The sequence below is a fragment of the Bradyrhizobium genosp. SA-4 str. CB756 genome (genome assembly GCF_000473125.1).
GTDB classification, from domain to species: Bacteria; Pseudomonadota; Alphaproteobacteria; order Rhizobiales; family Xanthobacteraceae; genus Bradyrhizobium; species Bradyrhizobium arachidis.
In genome coordinates this window covers 7,996,415-8,016,287 of the sequence record NZ_KI421499.1, presented here as the reverse complement: position 1 = coordinate 8,016,287, position 19,873 = coordinate 7,996,415, and the positions used below count along the sequence as shown (strand labels likewise).

Genomic DNA, 19,873 nt, shown 5'->3' with positions numbered 1-19,873 from the left:
GTGCAGCATGGCTGGTGAGTACGATCGAAACTATCGGGTTTAGTAACTTGTTGATATACAATCAGAATGCTTGACTTTTATCGCCGATGAGTCGTGCGCGGGAGTAAGGTATTACAGTAAAGGCGGTGTGTTTTGCTGCATTGCAATATCGATTTTGTTGCGCGCGGAACCGCAGCAAAACTGGCGACTGAGGCTGCTTGGAAAGCTGCGTTTGCCTTTTCCCCGCCAGCCGGACAAATAGGCCATGCATCCGCGAGACCAGACCATCTTTGCGCTGTCGTCCGGCCGTGCACCGAGTGCGATCGCGGTGGTGCGCGTCTCGGGTCCGCAAGCTAGCGCGGTCCTGACGGCGCTCGCGGGCAGGCTGCCGGCGCCGAGGCAAGCCAGCCGGCGACTGCTGCGAGATGGCGCGGGCGAGCCGATCGACGACGCGGTCGTGCTCTGGTTCCCGGGGCCAGGCAGCGCGACCGGCGAGGACGTCGCCGAATTCCATGTCCATGGCGGACGAGCAGTGCTGGCTGCGCTCTTCGCCGCTATTTCGTTAATTCCGAATTCGCGCACGGCCGAGCCGGGTGAGTTCACGCGCCGCGCGTTCGAGAACGGCAAGCTCGATCTCACCGAGGCCGAAGGCCTCGACGACCTCATTCATGCCGACACCGACCGTCAGCGGCGCCAGGCGCTACGTCAGCTTGAAGGCCTGCTCGGCAATCGTGCGCGCGACTGGCGCGAGCGGATCATCGAGGCGTCGGCGCTGATCGAGGCCGGCATCGATTTTTCCGACGAGGGTGATGTGCCGGCCGCGCTGATGGCGCCGGCGGTGCACGCGATCGGGGCGCTGCATGATGAGATTGCAAAAGTCCTTGCGGCACAGGGACATTCTGAACGCCTGCGCGACGGCATCGTGGTTGCGATCGCCGGCGAGCCGAATGTCGGCAAGTCGACGCTGATGAACCAGCTCGCGCGCCGCGAGGTCGCGATCGTCTCGCCGCATGCCGGCACGACACGAGACGTGATCGAGGTGCAGCTCGACCTCGACGGCTATCCGGTCACGGTCATCGACACCGCCGGCATTCGCGAGACCAGTGATCCGGTCGAGCAGGAGGGCGTCCGCCGGGCGCGGGCGCGGGCCGAAGACGCCGACCTCGTGCTGTGGTTGGTGGAGGCTGAGCAAGTCGTCGATCCGGACGCGATGCGGTCGCTTCGGAAATCCGGAGACGATCATCAGTCAGGCGGCCCGGTCTGGATCGTGCGCAACAAGATTGATCTCGGGTTCGAACCCCGGTCGTCGGGAGAGTTCGCCATTTCGGCAAGCCGGGGGGATGGCATCCCGGCCATGGTCGACGCGCTCATAAAATTCGCCGCCGAGTTTTTCGGTACCAGCGAGGGCGCGTTGGTGACCCGGGCGCGCCAGCGCGAGCTGCTGGGCCAGGCGCGAGATAGCTTGCGCCGGAGTCTGGAGCTTGTAGAAGAGGGCGAGGAGCTCGCCGCTGAAGAGCTTCGTTCCGCTGCCTATGCCCTGGGACGGCTTTTGGGCCGGGTGGATGTCGAGGACGTCCTCGGGGCTATTTTCCAGAAATTCTGCATTGGAAAGTAGAGCTAGTTCTTCATTCTAGAACTAGTGCTTCTTCCATTACTTGTGTTTCACGTGAAACAACGCGCCGGCTGGCTCGACCAGGTTTTGCGTGAAACGCGACTAGAGTTCGCGTCCGAGAGGGCATGGGTTCCAACGCGCCGATCGATTTCGCTGCGGGAACGGTGCGTGCTGGGGCTGACGAGTTTGCCTCGATCTCCGTCATTGCGAGGAGCTCTTGCGATGAAGCAATCCTGGCTGCTTCCGCGGTGGCATTCTGGATTGCTTCGCAACGCTCGTCATGACGGGCGTAGTGTCAACCTCGCTCTCCTACGCCTGCGCCCCGGTGTCGCGGTGTTAGCTCTGTCGCCACCCTGTCGCGCCGTCGGACCAGCTTGTTTCACGTGAAACAGCAGTCCGCTCAGCGCCCGCCTACTGTGCATGGGGTTGTTTTCACCACAACGCATTCGCCCCCGCCGTCCGTTTCACGTGAAACACCCGCGCACCCAGTTTCTACTTCCGGCTTTCACACCTCTGAGCTAGAAGTCGGCCCATGCGAACAGAGCGAGAGAGCTTCGACGTCATCGTGATTGGCGGCGGCCACGCCGGCTGTGAGGCCGCGGCTGCGTCTGCACGGCTGGGCGCAACGACCGCCCTGGTGACGCACCGTTTCGCCACCGTCGGCGCGATGTCCTGCAATCCCGCCATTGGCGGTCTCGGCAAAGGCCATCTCGTCCGTGAAGTCGATGCGCTCGACGGCCTGATGGGCCGCGTCGGCGACGCCGGTGGTATCCAGTTTCGCGTCCTCAACCGCCGGAAGGGTCCCGCTGTGCGTGGTCCTCGGGCCCAGGCGGATCGGAAGCTCTACGCCGCCGCGATGCAGGCCGCGATCCGGGAGACCGTGGGTCTTTCGGTCATCGAAGGTGAGGCCGACGAGCTGATCGTGGTCGACGGCCGGGTGACTGGGCTGCGCCTGGCAGATGGCCGGGAGCTTCGGGCAGGGGCTGTTGTGGTCACGACCGGCACCTTCCTGCGCGGTCTGATCCATCTCGGTGAGAAGAACTGGCCAGCCGGTCGAGTCGGTGAGGCCCCTGCGATGGGTCTTTCGACCTCCTTTGAACGCGCCGGCTTCACCCTGGGACGGCTCAAGACCGGCACCCCGCCGCGCCTGGACGGCACCACGATCGACTGGTCTGCGGTCGAGATGCAGCCGGGAGATGAGCCGCCGGAGCCGTTCTCGGTGATGACGGAGCGGATCACGACCCCGCAGATCCAGTGCGGCATCACCCGGACCACGGCCGCGACCCATGAGGTGATCCGGGCGAACGTCCATCGTTCCCCGATGTACTCCGGCCAGATCAAGAGCTCCGGCCCGCGCTATTGCCCCTCGATCGAGGACAAGATCGTCCGCTTCGGTGACCGCGACGGCCACCAGATCTTCCTGGAGCCGGAAGGGCTCGACGACAGCACAGTTTATCCCAACGGCATCTCGACCTCGCTGCCGGAGGAGGTCCAGCTCGCGATCCTCGCCAGCATCCCCGGCCTCGAGCGGGTCAAGATGGTCCGGCCGGGCTATGCCATCGAATACGACCATATCGATCCCCGCGAGCTCGATCCGACCCTCCAGACCAAGCGTCTGCGTGGCCTGTTCCTGGCCGGGCAGATCAACGGCACTACTGGATACGAGGAAGCCGCCGGGCAGGGCATCGTGGCCGGCCTGAACGCCGCGCTCGCCGCCAGTGGTGCGGCGCTGACCGTGTTCGACCGCGCCGACGGCTATCTCGGGGTGATGATCGACGACCTCGTCACCCGCGGGATCACCGAGCCCTATCGGATGTTCACGTCGCGCGCCGAATACCGGTTGACGCTGCGGGCTGACAATGCCGACCAGCGCCTGACCGAAAAGGGGATCGCTCTCGGCTGCGTCGGGAGTGCCCGGACCCAGCATCACCGCGCCAAGATGGACGCTCTGAACGCCGCCCGGACCCTCTCGAAGTCGCTCACGATCACTCCGAACGAGGCGATCAAGCATGGACTGTCCCTAAACCGGGACGGCCAGCGCCGTTCGGCCTTCGAGCTGATGGCCTATCCGGAGATCGGCTGGAGCCAGGTCCGATCGATCTGGCCCGAGCTGTCCGCGATCGATCCCGTCATCGCCACCCATCTTGAGATCGACGCCAAGTATGACGTCTACCTCGAGCGCCAGAGCGCCGACGTCGAGGCCTTCCGGCGGGACGAGGGCATGGTGCTCTCGGATGTCGACTACAAGCTGGTCCCGGGTCTCTCCAATGAGGTCCGCGCCAAGCTGGAGAAAGCCCGCCCGTTCACGGTCGGCCAGGCCGGCCGGATCGACGGCATGACGCCGGCGGCGCTCGGCATCCTCGCGGCCTATCTCCGCCGCGAAGCGCGGAAAACCTCCAAGGCAATCGCATAAGCCAATCGTATAGGCGTTTCACGTGAAACAGCGCGGACCGGGCGGGGACAGACCGCTATCCCGACGACCCGGAGCGGGTGAGGGCGCCGCTCGCCGATCCGACTCGGCGCAGGCCAAACCGAAGATCGACAAGGCCAGCGCGAACGATCAATCGCTCGACGCCGTCATCGCCGCCGACAAGATTGCCGCGCTGAAGCTCGCTTCCGTTTCACGTGAAACCGAGGACCGGCTCGATCGCTACATCGCGCTGCTGCGCGAATGGCAGGCCAAGACCAATCTGGTCGCGCCCTCGACCCTACCGAACGTCTGGACGCGGCACATCGCCGATTCGCTTCAACTGGTCGATCTGGCGCCGACCGCAAGGCGCTGGGCCGATCTCGGCAGCGGCGGCGGCTTTCCCGGCGTGGTGCTCGCCTGCACCATGGCGGGGACGCCGGGTACGAGCGTCCATCTCGTCGAGCGAATCGCCAAGAAGGCCGCGTTTTTGCGTGAAGCAATTCGCGTCACCGCATCTCCGGGGGTCGTACATCTCGCTGAGATCGGGGATAATGTGGATAGAATCACTGGCCCCGTCGATTGCGTCACCGCGCGTGCGCTGGCTCCGCTACATCAACTCATCGGCTTTGCGGAGCCGCTGATGCGCCAGGGCGCAAAGGCGCTATTTCTCAAGGGTCAAGATGTAGAGGCTGAATTGACCGAAGCCGCTAAATATTGGAATATTGAGCCGCGACTCTACCAAAGCCGGACTGGGGACGGCTGGATCGTCGAGCTGACTTCAGTTGAACGGCGCGGGTGAAACGTTCAGGGGTTGAGTGGGGAATTTGCGATGACCGTGATTGACGAGCCGCAGCAAGAACAGACCGCAGAAGTCCCGCAGGGCCACCCGCGCATCCTGGCGCTGGCGAATCAGAAGGGCGGTGTGGGAAAAACAACCACAGCGATCAATCTCGGCACGGCACTCGCCGCGATTGGCGAGCGTGTCCTGATCGTCGATCTCGATCCGCAGGGCAACGCCTCCACCGGCCTCGGCATCGACCGCCGCAACCGAAGCTGCTCGACCTATGACGTGCTGATCGGCGAAGCGAGCTTGCGTGAAGCGGTGGTCTCGACCGCGGTGCCGCGGCTGCACATCGCGCCCTCGACCATGGATCTCTCCGGCCTCGAACTCGAGCTCGGCACCACGCCCGGCCGCGCCTTCAAGCTGCGCGACGCGATCGGCGCGCTCAACAACAATGTCTCGCCGGACGCCGACTACACCTATGTGCTGATCGACTGTCCGCCCTCGCTCAACCTGCTCACGGTCAACGCGATGGCGGCATCCGACGCGATCCTGGTGCCGCTGCAGTGCGAGTTCTTCGCGCTCGAAGGTCTGTCGCAATTGCTGCAGACGGTGGAGCAGGTGCGCTCGACGCTCAACCCGAGCCTGTCGATCCACGGCATCGTGCTGACCATGTTCGACTCGCGCAACAACCTCTCGAACCAGGTCGTCGCCGACGTCCGCCAGTTCATGGGCGAGAAGGTCTACAAGACCATGATCCCGCGCAACGTGCGCATCTCCGAGGCGCCGTCCTACGGCAAGCCGGTGCTGGTCTACGATCTCAAATGCGTCGGCAGCGAAGCTTACTTGCGGCTCGCCACCGAGGTGATCCAGCGCGAGCGCGAGCTGCGCGTCACACATTGACGGTGCCGTAGGGTGGGCAAAGGCGTCTTCGCCGTGCCCACCATCTTCCGCACATGACCAACCGGTGGGCACGCTTCGCTTTGCCCACCCTACGATTCGAAATTCAGTTCTGGAGTGCTGCACCGTGAATCCAAGGGAGTTGGCAATGGCCGACGAAGCGCGTTCGCGATTGGGCCGGGGTCTTGCGAGTCTGATCGGTGATGTCGGCGGCGAGGCTCAGCACGTCGACCGTCCGCGCACGCAGCGCAAGGTACCGATCGAATTCCTCAAGGCCAATCCGCGCAACCCGCGCCGCACCTTTTCGGACACCGAGTTGAAGGAGCTCTCCGAGTCCATCAAGCAGCACGGCGTGATCCAGCCGATCGTGGTGCGGCCGGTGAAGGGCGCTCAGGACCGCTACGAGATCATCGCCGGCGAGCGGCGCTGGCGCGCTTCGCAGATGGCGGGCCTGCATGAAGTGCCGATCGTGCCGGTCGACATCAGCGACAGCGATGCGCTGGAGTTCGCGATCGTCGAGAACGTGCAGCGCGAAGATCTCAACCCGATGGAAGAGGCGCTCGGCTATCACGCGCTCGCCAACGAGTTCAAGCGCAGCCAGGACGACATCGCAAAGGTCGTCGGCAAGAGCCGCAGCCACATCGCCAACATGATGCGGCTGACAAAACTGCCGACCGAGGTGCAGGCCCTGATCACCAGCGGCGATCTGACCGCCGGCCATGCCCGCGCGCTGATCGGTGTGCCCGATCCGCTTGCGGCCGCCAAGCGCATCGTCGAGGAAGGTCTCAACGTCCGCCAGGCCGAGGCGCTCGCGCATGAAGAGGGCGTGCCCGAGCGCAAGCCGCAGAAGGCGCGCTCGACCGGTGGCAAGGAAAAGGACCCCGACACCATCGATCTGGAGAAGCGCGTCAGTGACGCGCTCGGTCTCAAGGTCACCGTCAACCATCGCGACCCCGGCGGCTCGGTCCAGGTCAACTACCGCAACCTCGATCAGCTCGACGAGGTGATGAAGCGGCTCGCCAAGGGCGTGCTGTAGACGTACCCACTCTCTATCACCGTCCCCCTGAGGTGGCCGCTTCTTCAGCGTCCCTCGAAGGGCGACGGCCCGGCTGCATCGGGGCCGTTCATCCTTCGAGGCTCTCCGCGCGCCGCGTTGCGCCACGCGGCTCGCACCTCAGGATGACGGATCTGACGTTTCGCTGCGTTATTGCGGCGCATCGGTTTCCACATCGTCATTGCGAGCGCAACGAAGCAATCCAGAATCTCCCCGCGGAGGGACTCTGGATTGCTTCGCTTCGCTCGCAATGACGGCAGTAAGAGTGGAGATCTCAGCCCCGCCGCTTCGCGTTCGCGGCAATCGCCATCAGTGTGCGCTGGGCGATGGCGGCGGCGAGGGTCGATTGCTTGCGGGTGTCGAGCGCGGCGGTCGCGAGTTGCTCGATCACGGCGGTAAGCCGCGCCACGCTGAAATTGCGCAGTGCCGTTTCGACCATGGGCTTGCGCGAAAAATGCAGCCGCGGATAGCCGCCGTCGAGCACCGCGGAGGCAGGCTGTCCGTCGGCGATCGCGAGCGCGGATTTGTGCAGCCACGCCGCCTGGCGCTGCGCGGCCGAGATGATTACGCCGGGATAGGTGCCGGCGATCATGGCTTTTGCGAATTCGGTCTCGACGATATCGGGCCGGCCGGCGAAGGCGCCGTCGACTATCGGATCGAGCTTCAGTTCGGACGCATCGGCGACCACGGACATCACATCATCCAGCGTGATCTCGCCCTTGCCATGAGCATAGAGCGTGAGCTTGCGCAGCTCGTTGCGCGAGGCCTGGCGGTCGCCACCGAGGAAGGACATCAGCGCGGCGCGGGCATCCTGCGTGATGCGCAGATTGGCGATGCGGAGCTCGTCTTCCATCAGTTTTGCGAGGTCGCGCTCGGTGTCGGGATAGCAGCCGATCGCCACCGCGGTCTTGGCCTTCTCGCAGGCCTTGCGCAGCGGCGACTCGGGGCGCAGCTCGCCGGCCTCGATCACGATGCGGCAATCCTTCACGCTCATGTCCGCAAGCGTGTCGACGCCGCTGGCAAAGCTGCGCGAGCCGGCGCGGATGCGGATGGCGCGGCGGCCGCCGAACAGCGGCACGGTCATGGCTTCATCGACCAGGCGCGACGGCTCGGCGGAGAGCTCGTCGCCGTCGAGCTTGACCAGCGAGAAGGGATCGTTGGGATCATCGACCGCCGAGGCGATCAGCGCATCGGCGCGCTCGCGCACGAGGCCGGCGTCAGGTCCATAGAGCAGGATGATCGGACGGCCCGCATCGGGACGGGCGAGGAAGGCATCGATCTCTTTTCCGCGCAGCGCGACCATGTTGCCTCAACGGCGTCATTCCGGGGCGCGCGACGCGCGAGCCCGGAATCCAGAGGTTGGGGATCGAGATTCCGGGTTCACGCTTCGCGTGCCCCGGAATGACGGAAGGGTTTTACGTACCCGCGGTGAAGAACGCGGCCAGCCGGGTCGTGATGTTCTCGGCGATCTCGTTGGCGGCGCGATCCTCGGCGTCGCGCACGGCGCGGTTGCGGGCGAAGCGCTGATAAGAGCCCGGCATGTCGTAGGACACGCGCGAGAACGTGGTGCCGGTCATCACCGACTTGCCGGTGGCGACTTCGATCAGGTTGTACTGGGCGTCGATCCCGTAGTTTTCGCTGGTCGGCAGGGCCGTATTGGGATCGACCAGCAGCGACGACTTGCTGGAAGTGAAGCGGATGTCGAGGCGGTGGGTCGGCGGCATGCCGGTGGCGGTGCCGTAGAGCTTGAAGGCCAGGGCGTTGCGGACCTCGACCCCGACACGGGCCTCGCGGGAGGCGTTCGGCTTGGCGATCGGCGGAAGCTCGACCCCCATCAGCTTTTCGCGCAGGCCGGGGGTGCCGTCGGTACGCTCGGCATACATCGGCTGGAAGCAGCCGGCCGTCAGCGCCGCCAGAGCGGCAACCGCCACCAAGCGGGCTGCGATACGGATCCTAGCCGACAACATTCACGATCCTCTTGGGGACGATGATCACCTTGCGGACGGGCTTGCCGTCCAGGGCCAGCTTTACCGCATCGAGGGCCAAAACGGCAGCCTCGATTTCCGGATTCTGGGCCGCTGTTGCAACTGTGACCTCGCCCCGCTTCTTGCCGTTGACCTGGACCACCAGGGTCACGCTGTCTTCAACCAGCAAATCGCGTTCGATTTGCGGCCAATTGGCCTCTGAAACCAGCCTGGAGTGACCCAGGACCTGCCAGCACTCCTCGGCCAGGTGCGGCATCATCGGGGAGAACAGCTGGACCAGGATCTGGCTCGCCTCCCGGATCGCCCAGGCCAAATCAGGGGCCGGCTGGCCGGGACGCTGCAGCACCTCCGAAAACGCATTCGTGAACTCGCGGATATGGGCGAGGCATACGTTGAAGTGCAGCCGTTCGATGCCGGTGGTGATCTTGTCCAGCGCACCATGGGCCGCCTTGCGCAAGGCGGTCGCGTCAGGGCCGAAGGAGGCGGGCCGATCCGCCGGCGCGGCCTTGCCGAGATCCACGGAGTCGTTCACCAGCCGCCACAGCCGCTGCACGAAGCGCGAGGCGCCCTGGACGCGCTCGTCGCTCCAGATCACGTCGCGGTCGGGCGGGGAGTCCGACAGCATGAACCAGCGGGCGACGTCGGCGCCGTAGGTTTCGATGATGTCGTCCGGATCGACCGTGTTCTTCTTCGACTTCGACATCTTCTCGATCGGGCCGATCGTGATGTCGTCGCCTGATGCCAGCAGCGTCGCGCGCCTGCCATTAGCGCCGACCTCGATCTTCACCTCGGCCGGCTGCACGTAGGTGCCGTCGGCCGTCTGGTAGGTCTCGTGCACCACCATGCCCTGCGTGAACATGCCGGCGAACGGCTCGTCCAGCGCGATGTGGCCGGTCGCCTTCATCGCGCGGGTGAAGAAGCGGCTGTAGAGCAGATGCAGGATCGCGTGCTCGACGCCGCCGATATACTGGTCGACCGGCAGCATCCGGTTGGCGACCGCAGGCGTCGTCGGCGCGTTCTCGTTCCAGGGATCCGTGAAGCGCGCAAAGTACCAGGACGAATCCACGAAGGTGTCCATGGTGTCGGTTTCGCGTTGCGCCTTGCCGCCGCATTTCGGGCAGGTGACGTGCTTCCAGGTCGGATGATGGTCGAGCGCGTTGCCCGGCTTGTCGAAGCTCACATCCTCCGGCAGCACCACCGGCAACTGGTCGTCCGGCACCGGCACCACATCGCATTTCGGGCAATGGATGACGGGAATCGGGCAGCCCCAATAGCGCTGGCGCGAAATGCCCCAGTCGCGCAGGCGGAAATTGACCTGGCGCTCGCCTACCGGCGCATTGCCGCGCAGCTCGCTCTCCAGACGCTTCGCCACCTCTTCCTTGGCCTGATCGATGGTCATGCCGTCGAGGAAGCGCGAATTGATCATGCGGCCGTCACCGTCATAGGCGGTGTCGGTGATGACGAATGATTTCGGGTCCTGGCCTTCGGGGCAAACGACCGGCGTGTTGCCGAGATTGTATTTGTTGACGAAGTCGAGGTCGCGCTGGTCGTGCGCCGGGCAGCCGAAGATCGCGCCGGTGCCGTACTCCATCAGCACGAAATTCGCGACATAGACCGGCAGCTTCCAGGAGGGATCGAACGGGTGCACCGCGCGGATGCCGGTGTCAAAACCCTGCTTCTCCGCGGTGTCGATGATCGATTGCGCGGTGCCGATCTTCTTGATGTCGGAGATGAATTCCGCAAGCTTCGGGTTCTTCGCGGCAGCGGCCTGCGCCAGCGGATGATCCGACGAGATCGCCATGAATTTCGCGCCGAACAGCGTGTCGGGGCGCGTCGTGAAAATCTTCAGCTCGCTCTCGCCGGCAGGTGTCGTCGCCTGATCCAGCGCGAAGCGGATCAAGAGGCCCTCGGAGCGGCCGATCCAGTTGCGCTGCATCAGCCGCACCTTGTCGGGCCAGCGGTCGAGCCCGTCCAGCGCGGACAGAAGCTCCTGCGAGTACTTCGTGATCTTGAAGACCCACTGGCTCATCTCGCGCTGCTCGACAATTGCGCCCGAGCGCCAGCCGCGGCCGTCGATCACCTGCTCGTTGGCGAGCACGGTCATGTCGACCGGATCCCAGTTGAGCTTGCGCTTCTCGCGCTCGGCGAGGCCCGCGGCGAGCATGTCCAAGAACATCTTCTGCTGATGCTTGTAGTAGCTGGGGTCGCAGGTCGCGAATTCGCGTGACCAGTCCAGCGACAGCCCGATCGAGCGGAGCTGCTTCTTCATCGCGGCGATGTTGTCGTAGGTCCAGGACTTCGGCGCGACCTTGCGTTCGATGGCGGCGTTCTCGGCCGGCAGGCCGAACGCGTCCCAGCCCATCGGGTGCAGCACGTTGTAGCCCCTGGCGCGCATGAAGCGGGCCAGCACGTCGCCGAGCGTGTAGTTGCGGACATGACCGATATGGATGCGTCCGGACGGGTAGGGGAACATCTCGAGGACGTAGTATTTCGGCCGCGAATCGTCGTTCTTCGAGACGAAGATCGCTTGTTCGTCCCATTGGCGTTGCCAGCGCGGTTCGGCGTCGCGGGCGTTGTAGCGTTCGGAGGTCATGGAATCGTTGGTTTTCTTGGATTCGGCCGTCTAAAGACGGCGGACTAGGCCATAGAAGTCCTCAGGGGGTCAATGGGTTGCCGCGATTTGGAACTTTGGCCAGCGGCATCCGCATAAGTACTGAGCCCTCGTTGGGGGGTGATTAAGGGCTCGGTGCGAGGTTGCGGCCTGCTAAGGCCCAGATGCCGCGATGGATTCCAGCTTCGACGATCCCGATTACGACTATGCCGCGTCCATCGCCGGACGGGCGATGCGGGCCATGGCCGAACAGCAGATTCCGCCGACGCCGATCAATTTTGCCGTCTGGTTCCAATATTTCGCGGGCAGCCATGACGATCTGCGCAACGCCATCGATCTCCTGATCGACCACAACCGGCCTTTCGACAGCAGGACCAATCTGGATCTGTTCGAGACCTATGTCGCGCCACAGGTGAGCGCCGTCGTCGCCGACACGTCCGAGCGGCTGCATACGCTGATGGGTACGGCGAGGGAGTTTCTGACGACCGCGATCGCCGATAATCATTCCCAGATGCAGGCGATCAGCGAAGTTGCGGACCAGGGCAAGGCCGGCGTCGATCCGAAGGTGCTGGTCGCCCAGCTCATGAACGAGCTGGCGCGGGCCGCGACCAGGGCGACGCGGCTCGAGGCCGGCTTTGCCGAAAAGACCCGCGAGCTCGACGTGATCCGCGATTCGCTGTCGCGGTCCGAGGAGCGCGCCCGGACCGACACGCTGACGGGGCTCGCCAACCGCCACGCGCTCGACGAATTCCTGCGCAAGGCGCAGGCGACCGCGGATTGGGGTGAGCCGCTCAGCGTGCTCCTGCTCGACATCGATCACTTCAAGACCTTCAACGACAATTTTGGTCACGGCGTCGGCGACCAGGTGCTGCGGCTGATGGCAAAAGTGTTGCGCGAAAAGGTCCGCCCGCAGGATCTGCCGGCGCGCTATGGCGGCGAGGAGCTGATCGCGGTGCTGCCGGACGCCGACCTCGCCACCTGTGCCGAGCTCGCCGAGCGCATCAGGCGCGCGATCGCCGAATGCACGATCACGCGCCGCTCGACCGGCGAGACCCTGCCCGGCATCAGCGTGTCGATTGGCGTTGCGCAGTACCGGGCCGGCGAAGCGATCACTGATCTGATCGAGCGCTGCGACCGCGCGCTCTATCTCGCCAAGGGCGGCGGCCGCAATCGCGTGGTGACGGAGATCGAGCTCGATCGCGCCGGCGCTGCCGGCTAGGCGCTGGCGGCTATCATCATCTGTGCGCCGCCGGCGTCGATCACCTGCACGCCGTGCTCGACGACGTTGTTGCGGCCGCGGTGTTTTGCGGCGTAGAGCGCGGCATCGGCGGCTTCGATGAGATCGCCGGGACGCAAGGCCTCGTTCGGCTTGGTCGCGGCAACGCCGATCGAGACGGTGACGATCATGTGGCTGGAGGTGATGTGCGGCAGGCACAGCTTCAGCACGGCCGCGCGCACCTGCTCGCCGATCTCGACGGCGCGGTTCACGTCGGTGTTCGGCAACAGCAGGCAGAACTCCTCGCCACCATAGCGGGCTGCAAATCCCATCGTATCAGCGGCGATGCCGGACAGCGATTCGCCGAGCCTGGTCAGGCAGGAATCCCCTTCGAGATGGCCATAGGTGTCGTTGAAGAGCTTGAAGTGGTCGACGTCGATCATCAGCAGCGCGAGCTCGCTGCCATATTGCTGCGCGCGCATCCATTCGAAATCGAGCCGGCTCTGAAAGCCGCGGCGGTTGGCGAGGCCCGACAGCATGTCGATCGAGGCCATCACGGTCAGGCGGTCGTTGCTCGCGATCAGCTCGCGCTCGCGCTGGCTGAGCTGCGCCGCCATCGCGTTGAAGGCGCGGGCCAGCGGCACGAACTCGGCGGGCAATCGGTTGCGCGCGGCGCGCGCCGAGAGGTCGCCTTCGCCGAGGCGCTTGGCCATGTCGGCCAGCATCTCGATCGGCTTGATCACCAGCTTCTCGGCCGCGATCAGCGCGCCGAGTAGGACGAACACCACGACGAAAGCGAGCTGAAGATAGGCGGTGCGGATGTCGCGGCTGACCGCCGCGGACACCTTGTCCTCGTCGATGCTGGCGATCAGGCGGGCATTGGTGCCGGCAATGCGGATGTAGCTGACCGCGCGGCGCGAGCCGTCGGCGGCGAGAAAGGACAGCGAGCCTTCGTCCTGGTCCGACCGCAATGCCTTGTCGGCGATCGCCGACATCAGCGGCATGTTGTCGAGGGGGCGGCCGACCGCGCTATGCTGGTCGGCGGGCGCGGCCAGCACCGTGCCGGCGCTATCGACCAGCACCGCGGTGATGCCGGCGCGGCCGCCGAGATTGCTCATGACCTTCGACATCCAGTCGAGGTTGACGGTGGCGAGCACGACGGCATCCGTGACGCCGCTGAAGGCGGACACCGGATAGACGGCCATCACGGTCGGCGATGGCACCGGCCGCGACAGGATGAAGTCGCTCAGCACGAAGCGGCCGGTTTCCTGCGCCTGCTGGAAGTAGGGCCGGTCACTGAGGTCGAGGCCGACATACATGTTGTTGGTGGCGCACTGGATGCGGCCGTCCTGGCCGGCGATCAAGAGCGTGCGGATCCAGGGAAGGTTCGACGGTAGGCTCGCGCGCAGCACGTCGCAGCTCTTGCTGATGCCGCCGGCGGAGGCGCGGATGAAGGCTTCCGATTTCAGGATGGTCTCGACCGACGAGATCACCTCGCGCTGCGCATCGGCGCTGTGCCTGGCAATGGTGGTGAATTCGGCCGCAGCCTGCGCGATCTGCTTGGCGCGCGTGTCTTCGAGCGAGCGGATGCGCTCGAACATCAAGGGCGTCACCAGAATCACCGCGAGCAAGGCGAGCCGCGCCCGGATCCCGAGAACCTGCTTGAGTTTCGCTCGTTTGCGGTTGAAACTGACGTTTGCCATCTTCGCTGCCCACCCCGCGGGCAAGGTAAAGCGAAGGGTTCAAAAACTCTTTCTTGAACTCGGTAAAATTGGACTTACCTCCCGTACGTTCACGGTCAATCGACGTCATGACAGAACACAACGACGCGCCGGTAACCGGCGATTCACCAAGCGCGCTCGCCGCGGTCGAAGCCGAGATTGCACGCGCCTGCAAGGATGCGCAGCGCGATCGCGCCTCGGTGACGCTGATCGCGGTGTCGAAGACGTTCGCCGCGGATGCAATTACACCGGTCATCGACGCCGGACAGCGCGTATTTGGCGAGAATCGCGTGCAGGAGGCCAAGGGCAAGTGGCCGGCGTTAACGTCTGTTTACCTCGATATCGCGCTGCACCTGATCGGGCCGCTGCAATCTAACAAGGCGAAAGAGGCCGTTGCGCTGTTCGACGCCATCCATTCGGTTGACCGCCCGAGCATTTGCCAAGCGTTAGCCAAGGAAATCGAATCCCAGATAAAGCACCCGCAGCTGTTCGTCCAGATCAACACCGGCGAGGAGCCGAAGAAGGCGGGCATCGCCCCCGGCGAGGCCGACGCCTTCCTCGCGAGCTGCCGCGACACCTATGGGCTGACGATCTCCGGCCTGATGTGCATCCCGCCGGTGGACGAGCCGCCGGCGGCGCATTTTGCGCTGACCGCGAAGATCGCCGCGCGAAATGGATTGAAGAACCTGTCGATGGGCATGAGCGCGGATTTTGCGACAGCCATCATGCTGGGCGCCACCCATGTGCGGGTGGGGAGCGCGATCTTCGGGCACAGGTAGTCTTTGTCGTCCCGGACAAGCGCAGCGAAGCGGAGCGCAGATCCGGGACCCATAACCACAGGGAGCAGTTTGGCGAAGACTCGTGGTTGCCAACTCGCGCCACGCCCCTCCCTGGGGTTATGGGTCCCTGCTTTCGCAGGGACGACAGTGGGTGTGCTACCTACGCAAACCCCACCGACACCTTCCCCAGCACACCAAAATCCACCGCAAAATAATCGCCGGCCTGGATCGGCAGCGGCGGATGGCAGGTGCCTGTGGTCACCACCTCCCCTGCCCGCAAGGTGATGCCGAGCCCGCGCAGCTCATTGGCGAGCCAGGCGAGCGCAACGCGGGGGTCGCCGAGCACGTTCTTGCCGTGGCCGGTGTAGTGCTGGCCGCGCAGCGTGATCTGCGGCCGCTCGTCGACGAGATCGATCGCGCGCCAGTTCGCCGATGTCGCCGCGCCCAGCACGAACAGATGCGCGCAGGCATTGTCGGCGATGAGCTGCGCTTCGCCGGCGCTGGCGAAATCGGCAAAGCGCGAATCGGGAATCTCGATCGCAGGATGCAAGCTCTCGACGGCCGCAAGCACCTCGTCGACGCTGTAGGACGCGGCACGTGGCGGCAGGTCGTGTCCCATGCGAAAGGCGAATTCAGGTTCGCCGACGCGCATCTCGTTACCCTTCATCGACGCGGTGCCGCCGTCGGCGATCACCGTGTCGCTCATGATACGACCGGCCAGCGGCCCCGCGACGTTGATGTGCTTCTGGCCGGCCTCGCTGGTTGCTGCGATCTTCCAGCCGAAAAGTTTTCCGAGCGACTGCGTTTCGAGCGCGGCCTGGATGGCATAGCCGTCAGCGCGGCTCTGCGGCCGCAAACTCGTCTCCAGCGCGCCGAGCTTGGTGCCGTCGCGCCAATGCTTGACCAGGACGTTGGAAGCTGTGGCGATGTGATCCTTGCCGAGCATGTGCCCTCACCCGATGATGATTTTTGTTTTGGGTCCGAGCCGTCGCAGCAATTGCAGCATCGCCGCCTTGGTCATGGAGACGCAGCCTGCTGTCGGCCCGAAATTGTCGCGCGCCAGGTGGAGGAAGACGGCGCTGCCGCGGCCGGCGATGCGCGGCCTTGTGTTGTGGTCGATCTCGATGATGAAGTCGTAGAGATGGTCGTCTCGCTTGAGACGGTCGCCGCCCTCGCCCTGCCCGCGCCGGATCCACTGGTTGTAATGGCGATCGACAGGATCTTCGCACCAGGCGTCCGCGCCGGTGATGGTCCTGGCCGGAAGGAAGGTCTTGGGACGGCTGTGCCGGTCGGCGCGCCACCACAATTGCCTGGGACGGAAACTGCCCCTGGGGGTGCCGCCGTCGCCCTCGCGCTTGTTGGCGAGAATGCCGCCCCGCCCCAGCGCCACCGGAATTGTCAGCGCGCCGGCGGTCAACCAGCCCCGGCGTGGATTCCCGGCGGCAGGCCTAACGCGGATCGCAGGCAGCGGTCCGGCGCTCCGATTTCGGGTGTAACTAGCTGATATAGCTTTGTTTTTCATGTGACCGTGCAATGTCGAATTCATTACAGGACATTCATCAAATCGCCCTGCTATTCTGCGTTAGAGTGGTTCTGGCTTGAGAATCGGCAACAGCCCACTACTTCAACACGAACAACAATAATAACGGCGACCCCTAACTTTCCCTCGCGGCTGGGTGCAGCATGTATGCGCGCTGAGCCGGACTCCAAAAGGATGACCCCCTATGGCCAATGCCCGCAAGATCCTGATCGTGGATGACGATACCGATCTGCGCGATACGTTGGTGGAGCAATTATCGCTGCACGAAGAATTCGAAGCCTCCGCCGTCGATACCGGCGCCAAGGGTGCAAGCGCCGCAAAGGCCAATTCCCCCGATCTGGTCCTGATGGATGTCGGCCTGCCCGACACCGACGGCCGCGAGGTGGTCCGCTCCTTGCGCAAGGGCGGCTTCAAGGCCCCAATCATCATGCTGACCGGGCATGACACCGATTCCGATACGATTTTGGGGCTGGAATCCGGCGCCAACGACTACGTCGCAAAGCCCTTCCGTTTCGCCGTGCTGCTGGCCCGTATCCGTGCCCAGCTTCGGCAGCACGAGGCCAGCGAGGACGCGGTGTTCTCGGTCGGCCCCTACTCCTTCCGTCCCGGCTCGAAAATGCTGACCGCGGCCAATGCCCGCAAGGTGCGGCTGACGGAAAAGGAAACCGCCATCCTCCGCTTCCTCTACCGGGCAGGCCAGATGCCGGTCTCGCGCGAGACCCTGCTCCAGGAGGTCTGGGGCTACAATTCCGGCGTCACTACGCACACGCTGGAAACCCACATCTACCGTCTGCGCCAGAAGATCGAGAAGGACGCCGCGAACCCGGAGATCCTGGTCACGGAAGCCGGTGGCTACAAACTGGTGCCGTGATACGCTTCGGGGGCGCGCGAATCGTTTTAGATATCGTGCCCTTGAGCCTCGGACCTGAATGTCAATCGACGACGACGTAGCGCTTCTCGAGCGTGTCCCGACCTTGCGCCTGTTGGGAGACGCCTCGTTGCGCATGCTGGCGATCGGCTCCGAGCAGCGCAACTTCGTCCGCGGCGACGTCCTGTTCAATCTCGGCGACGAGGCCGATGCCGGCTTCGTGGTCCAGCGCGGCGCCTTCCGGGTCGACGACGGCGCCGGTGCCGAGATGATCGCAGGCCCCGGCGCGCTGATCGGCGAGCTCGCGCTGGTGGTGCCGATGAAGCGGCCGTCGAGCGCGGTCGCGCTGGAGCACGCCTCCGTCATCCGTGTCGCGCGCAGCCTTTTCCAGCGCGTGCTCGAAAGCGATCCCGCTGCCGCGGTCCGCTTGCGGGATGAATTCGCGGTGCGCTCGAGCCAGATTGCCAGCGATATCCTGATGGCGGGCGCGAAGCTGACGTCGTGAGGTCGGTCTCTCCACCCGTCATTCCGGGGCGCGCGTAGCGCGAGCCCGGAATCCATTGAGCGTCAGCGACGGTGGATGAGTGGATTCTCAGGTGCGCAATTGCGCACCATCGCCTGCGACTTTGTCGCGCCCCGGAATGACGGCAGGGGTTTAAACCTCCAGCGTCACGGTCACCGGCACGTGGTCCGACGGCCGTTCCCAACTGCGCGCATCACGCAGGATCTTGAAATCGCTGACCGCATCCTTCAGCGCGCGCGAGACCCAGATGTGATCGAGCCGGCGGCCGCGGTCGCCGACGGTCCAGTCGGCGGAGCGGTAGCTCCACCACGTATAGACTTTTTCCGACATCGGGATGCGGTCGCGCGCGACGTCGATCCATTCGCCGGCGGCAAGCGCAGCCTTCAGCTTCTCGGTTTCGACAGGCGTGTGCGAGACCACCTTCAACAGCTGCTTGTGCGACCACACGTCGTTCTCGTGCGGGGCGACGTTGAGATCGCCGACGAGGATGTGACGGTCCTCGCCGCGTGGATGCAGCGGCTCGCACGCCGTCATCTCGTCGAGGAAGCGGAGCTTGTGGTCGAACTTCTCGTTCAGCGCGGGATCGGGAACGTCGCCGCCGGCGGGCACGTAGAAATTATGCAGCACCAGCGGCTTTGCGATGTTGGCCTTCTCACCGAACGACACCGAGACATGGCGCGAATCCACCTTGTCGCAGAAGGTGCGGATGTCTTTCGATTCGAACGGAATCTTCGAGACGATGGCAACGCCGTGATAGCCTTTCTGCCCGTTCAGCGCGACATGCTCATAGCCGAGCCGCTTGAAGCGCTTCAGCGGAAAGGCATCGTCGATGCACTTGGTTTCCTGGAGACACAGCACGTCCGGCCGCGCGCTCTTGAGGAATTTCGCGACCAGGTCGATGCGCAGCCGCACCGAATTGATGTTCCAGGTTGTCAGGGAAAGACGCATGAGGGTTGCGTCTTAGCATGGATTGGCGTGGGCAAAATGCTTGTCCACAGCAAGCCCTCGTAGGATGGGCAAAGCGAAGCGTGCCCACATTGCCTCCACGAGGACGAGATGGTGGGCACGGCGCAAGCGCGCCTTTGCCCACCCTACGGCAGCGGAGCGCTTATCCCGGCGCCGGGCCGTAATTGGTGAAATCGATCTTGAACATGCCGGGATCGAGCTTCTTGCTCGAATCCAGATTGTAGACCGCGATCGTGGTGTCGTAGCCCTGCGGGTCGGTGACGGTCCATTGCTTGAGCTGGCCGTCCTTGGCGCCGAACATCAGCAGCAAGCGGCTGGTGCCGACCAGCGCCTGCTTCTCCTCGATGGTCACGCTGACGAAGAGGTCGTCGGCCGTGACGTTGACGACATTGGTGTCCTTCATCAGGTCGATGCGGTCGGACAACAGGAAGCGCAGCGGCGTCTGCGACAGCGGATAGACGTCCTGGGTCGCCAGCTTGCGGTCGCGCACCACCAGCGAGGAGCCGTCGGCGACGATGTCGATCGGGCTCGGCGCGTCATATTCGAAGCGCACCTTGCCGGGCTTCTGGATGTAGAAGTCGCCCTGCGTCTTGCTGCCGTCGGGACCGACCTGGACGAAATTCCCGACCAGCGTCTGGAGCGAGGACAGATAGGCGCTGACCTTGGCCGCCTGCGCCTTCTGCTTGTCGTCGAAGGTCTGGAAGATGCTGCTCGGCACATTGCGGCGCGGATCCGGGATTACCGGATTCGGCGGCTGCTGGGTCGCACCGGTGACCGCGGGGCCGCCAGCGGATGCCCCGCCATCGCGGCCCTTCGGCGCGGGTTTTGGCACGGGGACGTTCTGCGCGAGCGACGCAGTGGTCACCATCGCGGCGGTGACGAGAAGCACGCCGGCCATGCGCGCGCTTCGCGCGGCAATGCTGGCAGC

Annotated in this window: 17 protein-coding genes; 9 read left to right on the top strand and 8 right to left on the bottom strand. The window is 64.6% G+C overall.

Features of this window, described 5'->3' with window-relative positions; translation table 11 throughout:
• Positions 1–244 precede the first annotated feature (244 nt).
• From mnmE to BRAGE_RS0138745, 5 genes are all read left to right on the top strand, one after another.
• Positions 245–1,594, top strand: a complete 1,350-nt coding sequence (mnmE, locus tag BRAGE_RS0138765) for a tRNA uridine-5-carboxymethylaminomethyl(34) synthesis GTPase MnmE (protein ID WP_027561688.1) — start codon at positions 245–247, stop codon at positions 1,592–1,594.
• Positions 1,595–2,123: 529 nt separating this feature from the next.
• Entirely contained in the window at positions 2,124–4,004 is a 1,881-nt protein-coding gene (mnmG, locus tag BRAGE_RS0138760; RefSeq protein WP_027561689.1) for a tRNA uridine-5-carboxymethylaminomethyl(34) synthesis enzyme MnmG, read from the top strand.
• A gap of 22 nt (positions 4,005–4,026) precedes the next feature.
• Positions 4,027–4,800, top strand: coding sequence for a 16S rRNA (guanine(527)-N(7))-methyltransferase RsmG (gene rsmG / locus BRAGE_RS0138755; RefSeq protein ID WP_027561690.1), 774 nt, complete (start codon positions 4,027–4,029; stop codon positions 4,798–4,800).
• Positions 4,801–4,830: 30 nt separating this feature from the next.
• Positions 4,831–5,685, top strand: coding sequence for a ParA family protein (locus tag BRAGE_RS0138750; protein WP_027561691.1), 855 nt, complete (start codon positions 4,831–4,833; stop codon positions 5,683–5,685).
• A 145-nt stretch (positions 5,686–5,830) separates the two neighbouring features.
• Entirely contained in the window at positions 5,831–6,718 is an 888-nt protein-coding gene (locus tag BRAGE_RS0138745) for a ParB/RepB/Spo0J family partition protein (protein ID WP_027561692.1), read from the top strand.
• 292 nt (positions 6,719–7,010) lie between these two features.
• Here the strand turns inward: BRAGE_RS0138745 and holA are convergent, their stop codons facing one another.
• The 3 genes from holA to leuS all read right to left on the bottom strand — a co-directional run bounded on the left by holA (position 7,011) and on the right by leuS (position 11,314).
• A complete protein-coding gene (holA, locus tag BRAGE_RS0138740) occupies positions 7,011–8,039 on the bottom strand; it encodes a DNA polymerase III subunit delta (RefSeq protein WP_027561693.1) in 1,029 nt (342 codons plus the stop codon).
• Positions 8,040–8,151: 112 nt separating this feature from the next.
• A complete protein-coding gene (gene lptE / locus BRAGE_RS0138735; RefSeq protein ID WP_027561694.1) occupies positions 8,152–8,703 on the bottom strand; it encodes an LPS assembly lipoprotein LptE in 552 nt (183 codons plus the stop codon).
• Complete coding sequence (gene leuS / locus BRAGE_RS0138730; RefSeq protein WP_027561695.1) at positions 8,690–11,314, bottom strand: leucine--tRNA ligase; 2,625 nt, start codon at positions 11,312–11,314, stop codon at positions 8,690–8,692. The genes lptE and leuS overlap by 14 nt, the downstream gene beginning before the upstream one ends.
• 190 nt (positions 11,315–11,504) lie before the next feature.
• Here leuS and BRAGE_RS0138725 point away from each other — a divergent pair, with 190 nt between their 5' ends.
• Positions 11,505–12,551: a GGDEF domain-containing protein gene (locus tag BRAGE_RS0138725; protein ID WP_027561696.1), complete on the top strand. Its 1,047-nt coding sequence runs from the start codon at positions 11,505–11,507 to the stop codon at positions 12,549–12,551.
• Here the strand turns inward: BRAGE_RS0138725 and BRAGE_RS0138720 are convergent.
• The gene (locus BRAGE_RS0138720) at positions 12,548–14,251 is read right to left on the bottom strand and encodes a sensor domain-containing diguanylate cyclase (RefSeq protein ID WP_027561697.1); all 1,704 of its coding nucleotides are present in this window, start codon (positions 14,249–14,251) and stop codon (positions 12,548–12,550) included. The two genes, BRAGE_RS0138725 and BRAGE_RS0138720, sit on opposite strands and share 4 nt — an antisense overlap.
• Positions 14,252–14,358: 107 nt before the next feature.
• Between BRAGE_RS0138720 and BRAGE_RS0138715 the strand changes: the two genes are divergently transcribed.
• On the top strand, positions 14,359–15,048 hold the full coding sequence (locus BRAGE_RS0138715) for a YggS family pyridoxal phosphate-dependent enzyme (protein ID WP_027561698.1): 690 nt from the start codon (positions 14,359–14,361) through the stop codon (positions 15,046–15,048).
• Between the two features lie 160 nt (positions 15,049–15,208).
• Here the strand turns inward: BRAGE_RS0138715 and BRAGE_RS0138710 are convergent, their stop codons facing one another.
• The gene (locus BRAGE_RS0138710) at positions 15,209–15,994 is read right to left on the bottom strand and encodes a 2-keto-4-pentenoate hydratase (RefSeq protein WP_027561699.1); all 786 of its coding nucleotides are present in this window, start codon (positions 15,992–15,994) and stop codon (positions 15,209–15,211) included.
• Between the two features lie 6 nt (positions 15,995–16,000).
• Positions 16,001–16,570 (bottom strand): L,D-transpeptidase family protein, encoded by a 570-nt coding sequence (locus tag BRAGE_RS0138705; protein ID WP_027561700.1) that lies wholly within the window; start codon positions 16,568–16,570, stop codon positions 16,001–16,003.
• Between the two features lie 202 nt (positions 16,571–16,772).
• On the opposite strand from BRAGE_RS0138705, the gene BRAGE_RS0138700 reads away from it, so the two are divergent.
• On the top strand, positions 16,773–17,459 hold the full coding sequence (locus tag BRAGE_RS0138700; protein WP_008142830.1) for a response regulator transcription factor: 687 nt from the start codon (positions 16,773–16,775) through the stop codon (positions 17,457–17,459).
• A gap of 58 nt (positions 17,460–17,517) precedes the next feature.
• Positions 17,518–17,961, top strand: coding sequence for a cyclic nucleotide-binding domain-containing protein (locus BRAGE_RS0138695; protein WP_027561701.1), 444 nt, complete (start codon positions 17,518–17,520; stop codon positions 17,959–17,961).
• A 150-nt stretch (positions 17,962–18,111) separates the two neighbouring features.
• Here the strand turns inward: BRAGE_RS0138695 and xth are convergent, their stop codons facing one another.
• Both xth and BRAGE_RS0138685 read right to left on the bottom strand, forming a co-directional pair.
• Positions 18,112–18,927, bottom strand: a complete 816-nt coding sequence (xth, locus tag BRAGE_RS0138690) for an exodeoxyribonuclease III (RefSeq protein WP_027561702.1) — start codon at positions 18,925–18,927, stop codon at positions 18,112–18,114.
• Positions 18,928–19,087: 160 nt separating this feature from the next.
• On the bottom strand, positions 19,088–19,843 hold the full coding sequence (locus BRAGE_RS0138685; protein WP_027561703.1) for an outer membrane lipoprotein carrier protein LolA: 756 nt from the start codon (positions 19,841–19,843) through the stop codon (positions 19,088–19,090).
• Between the last annotated feature and the right edge of the window lie 30 nt (positions 19,844–19,873).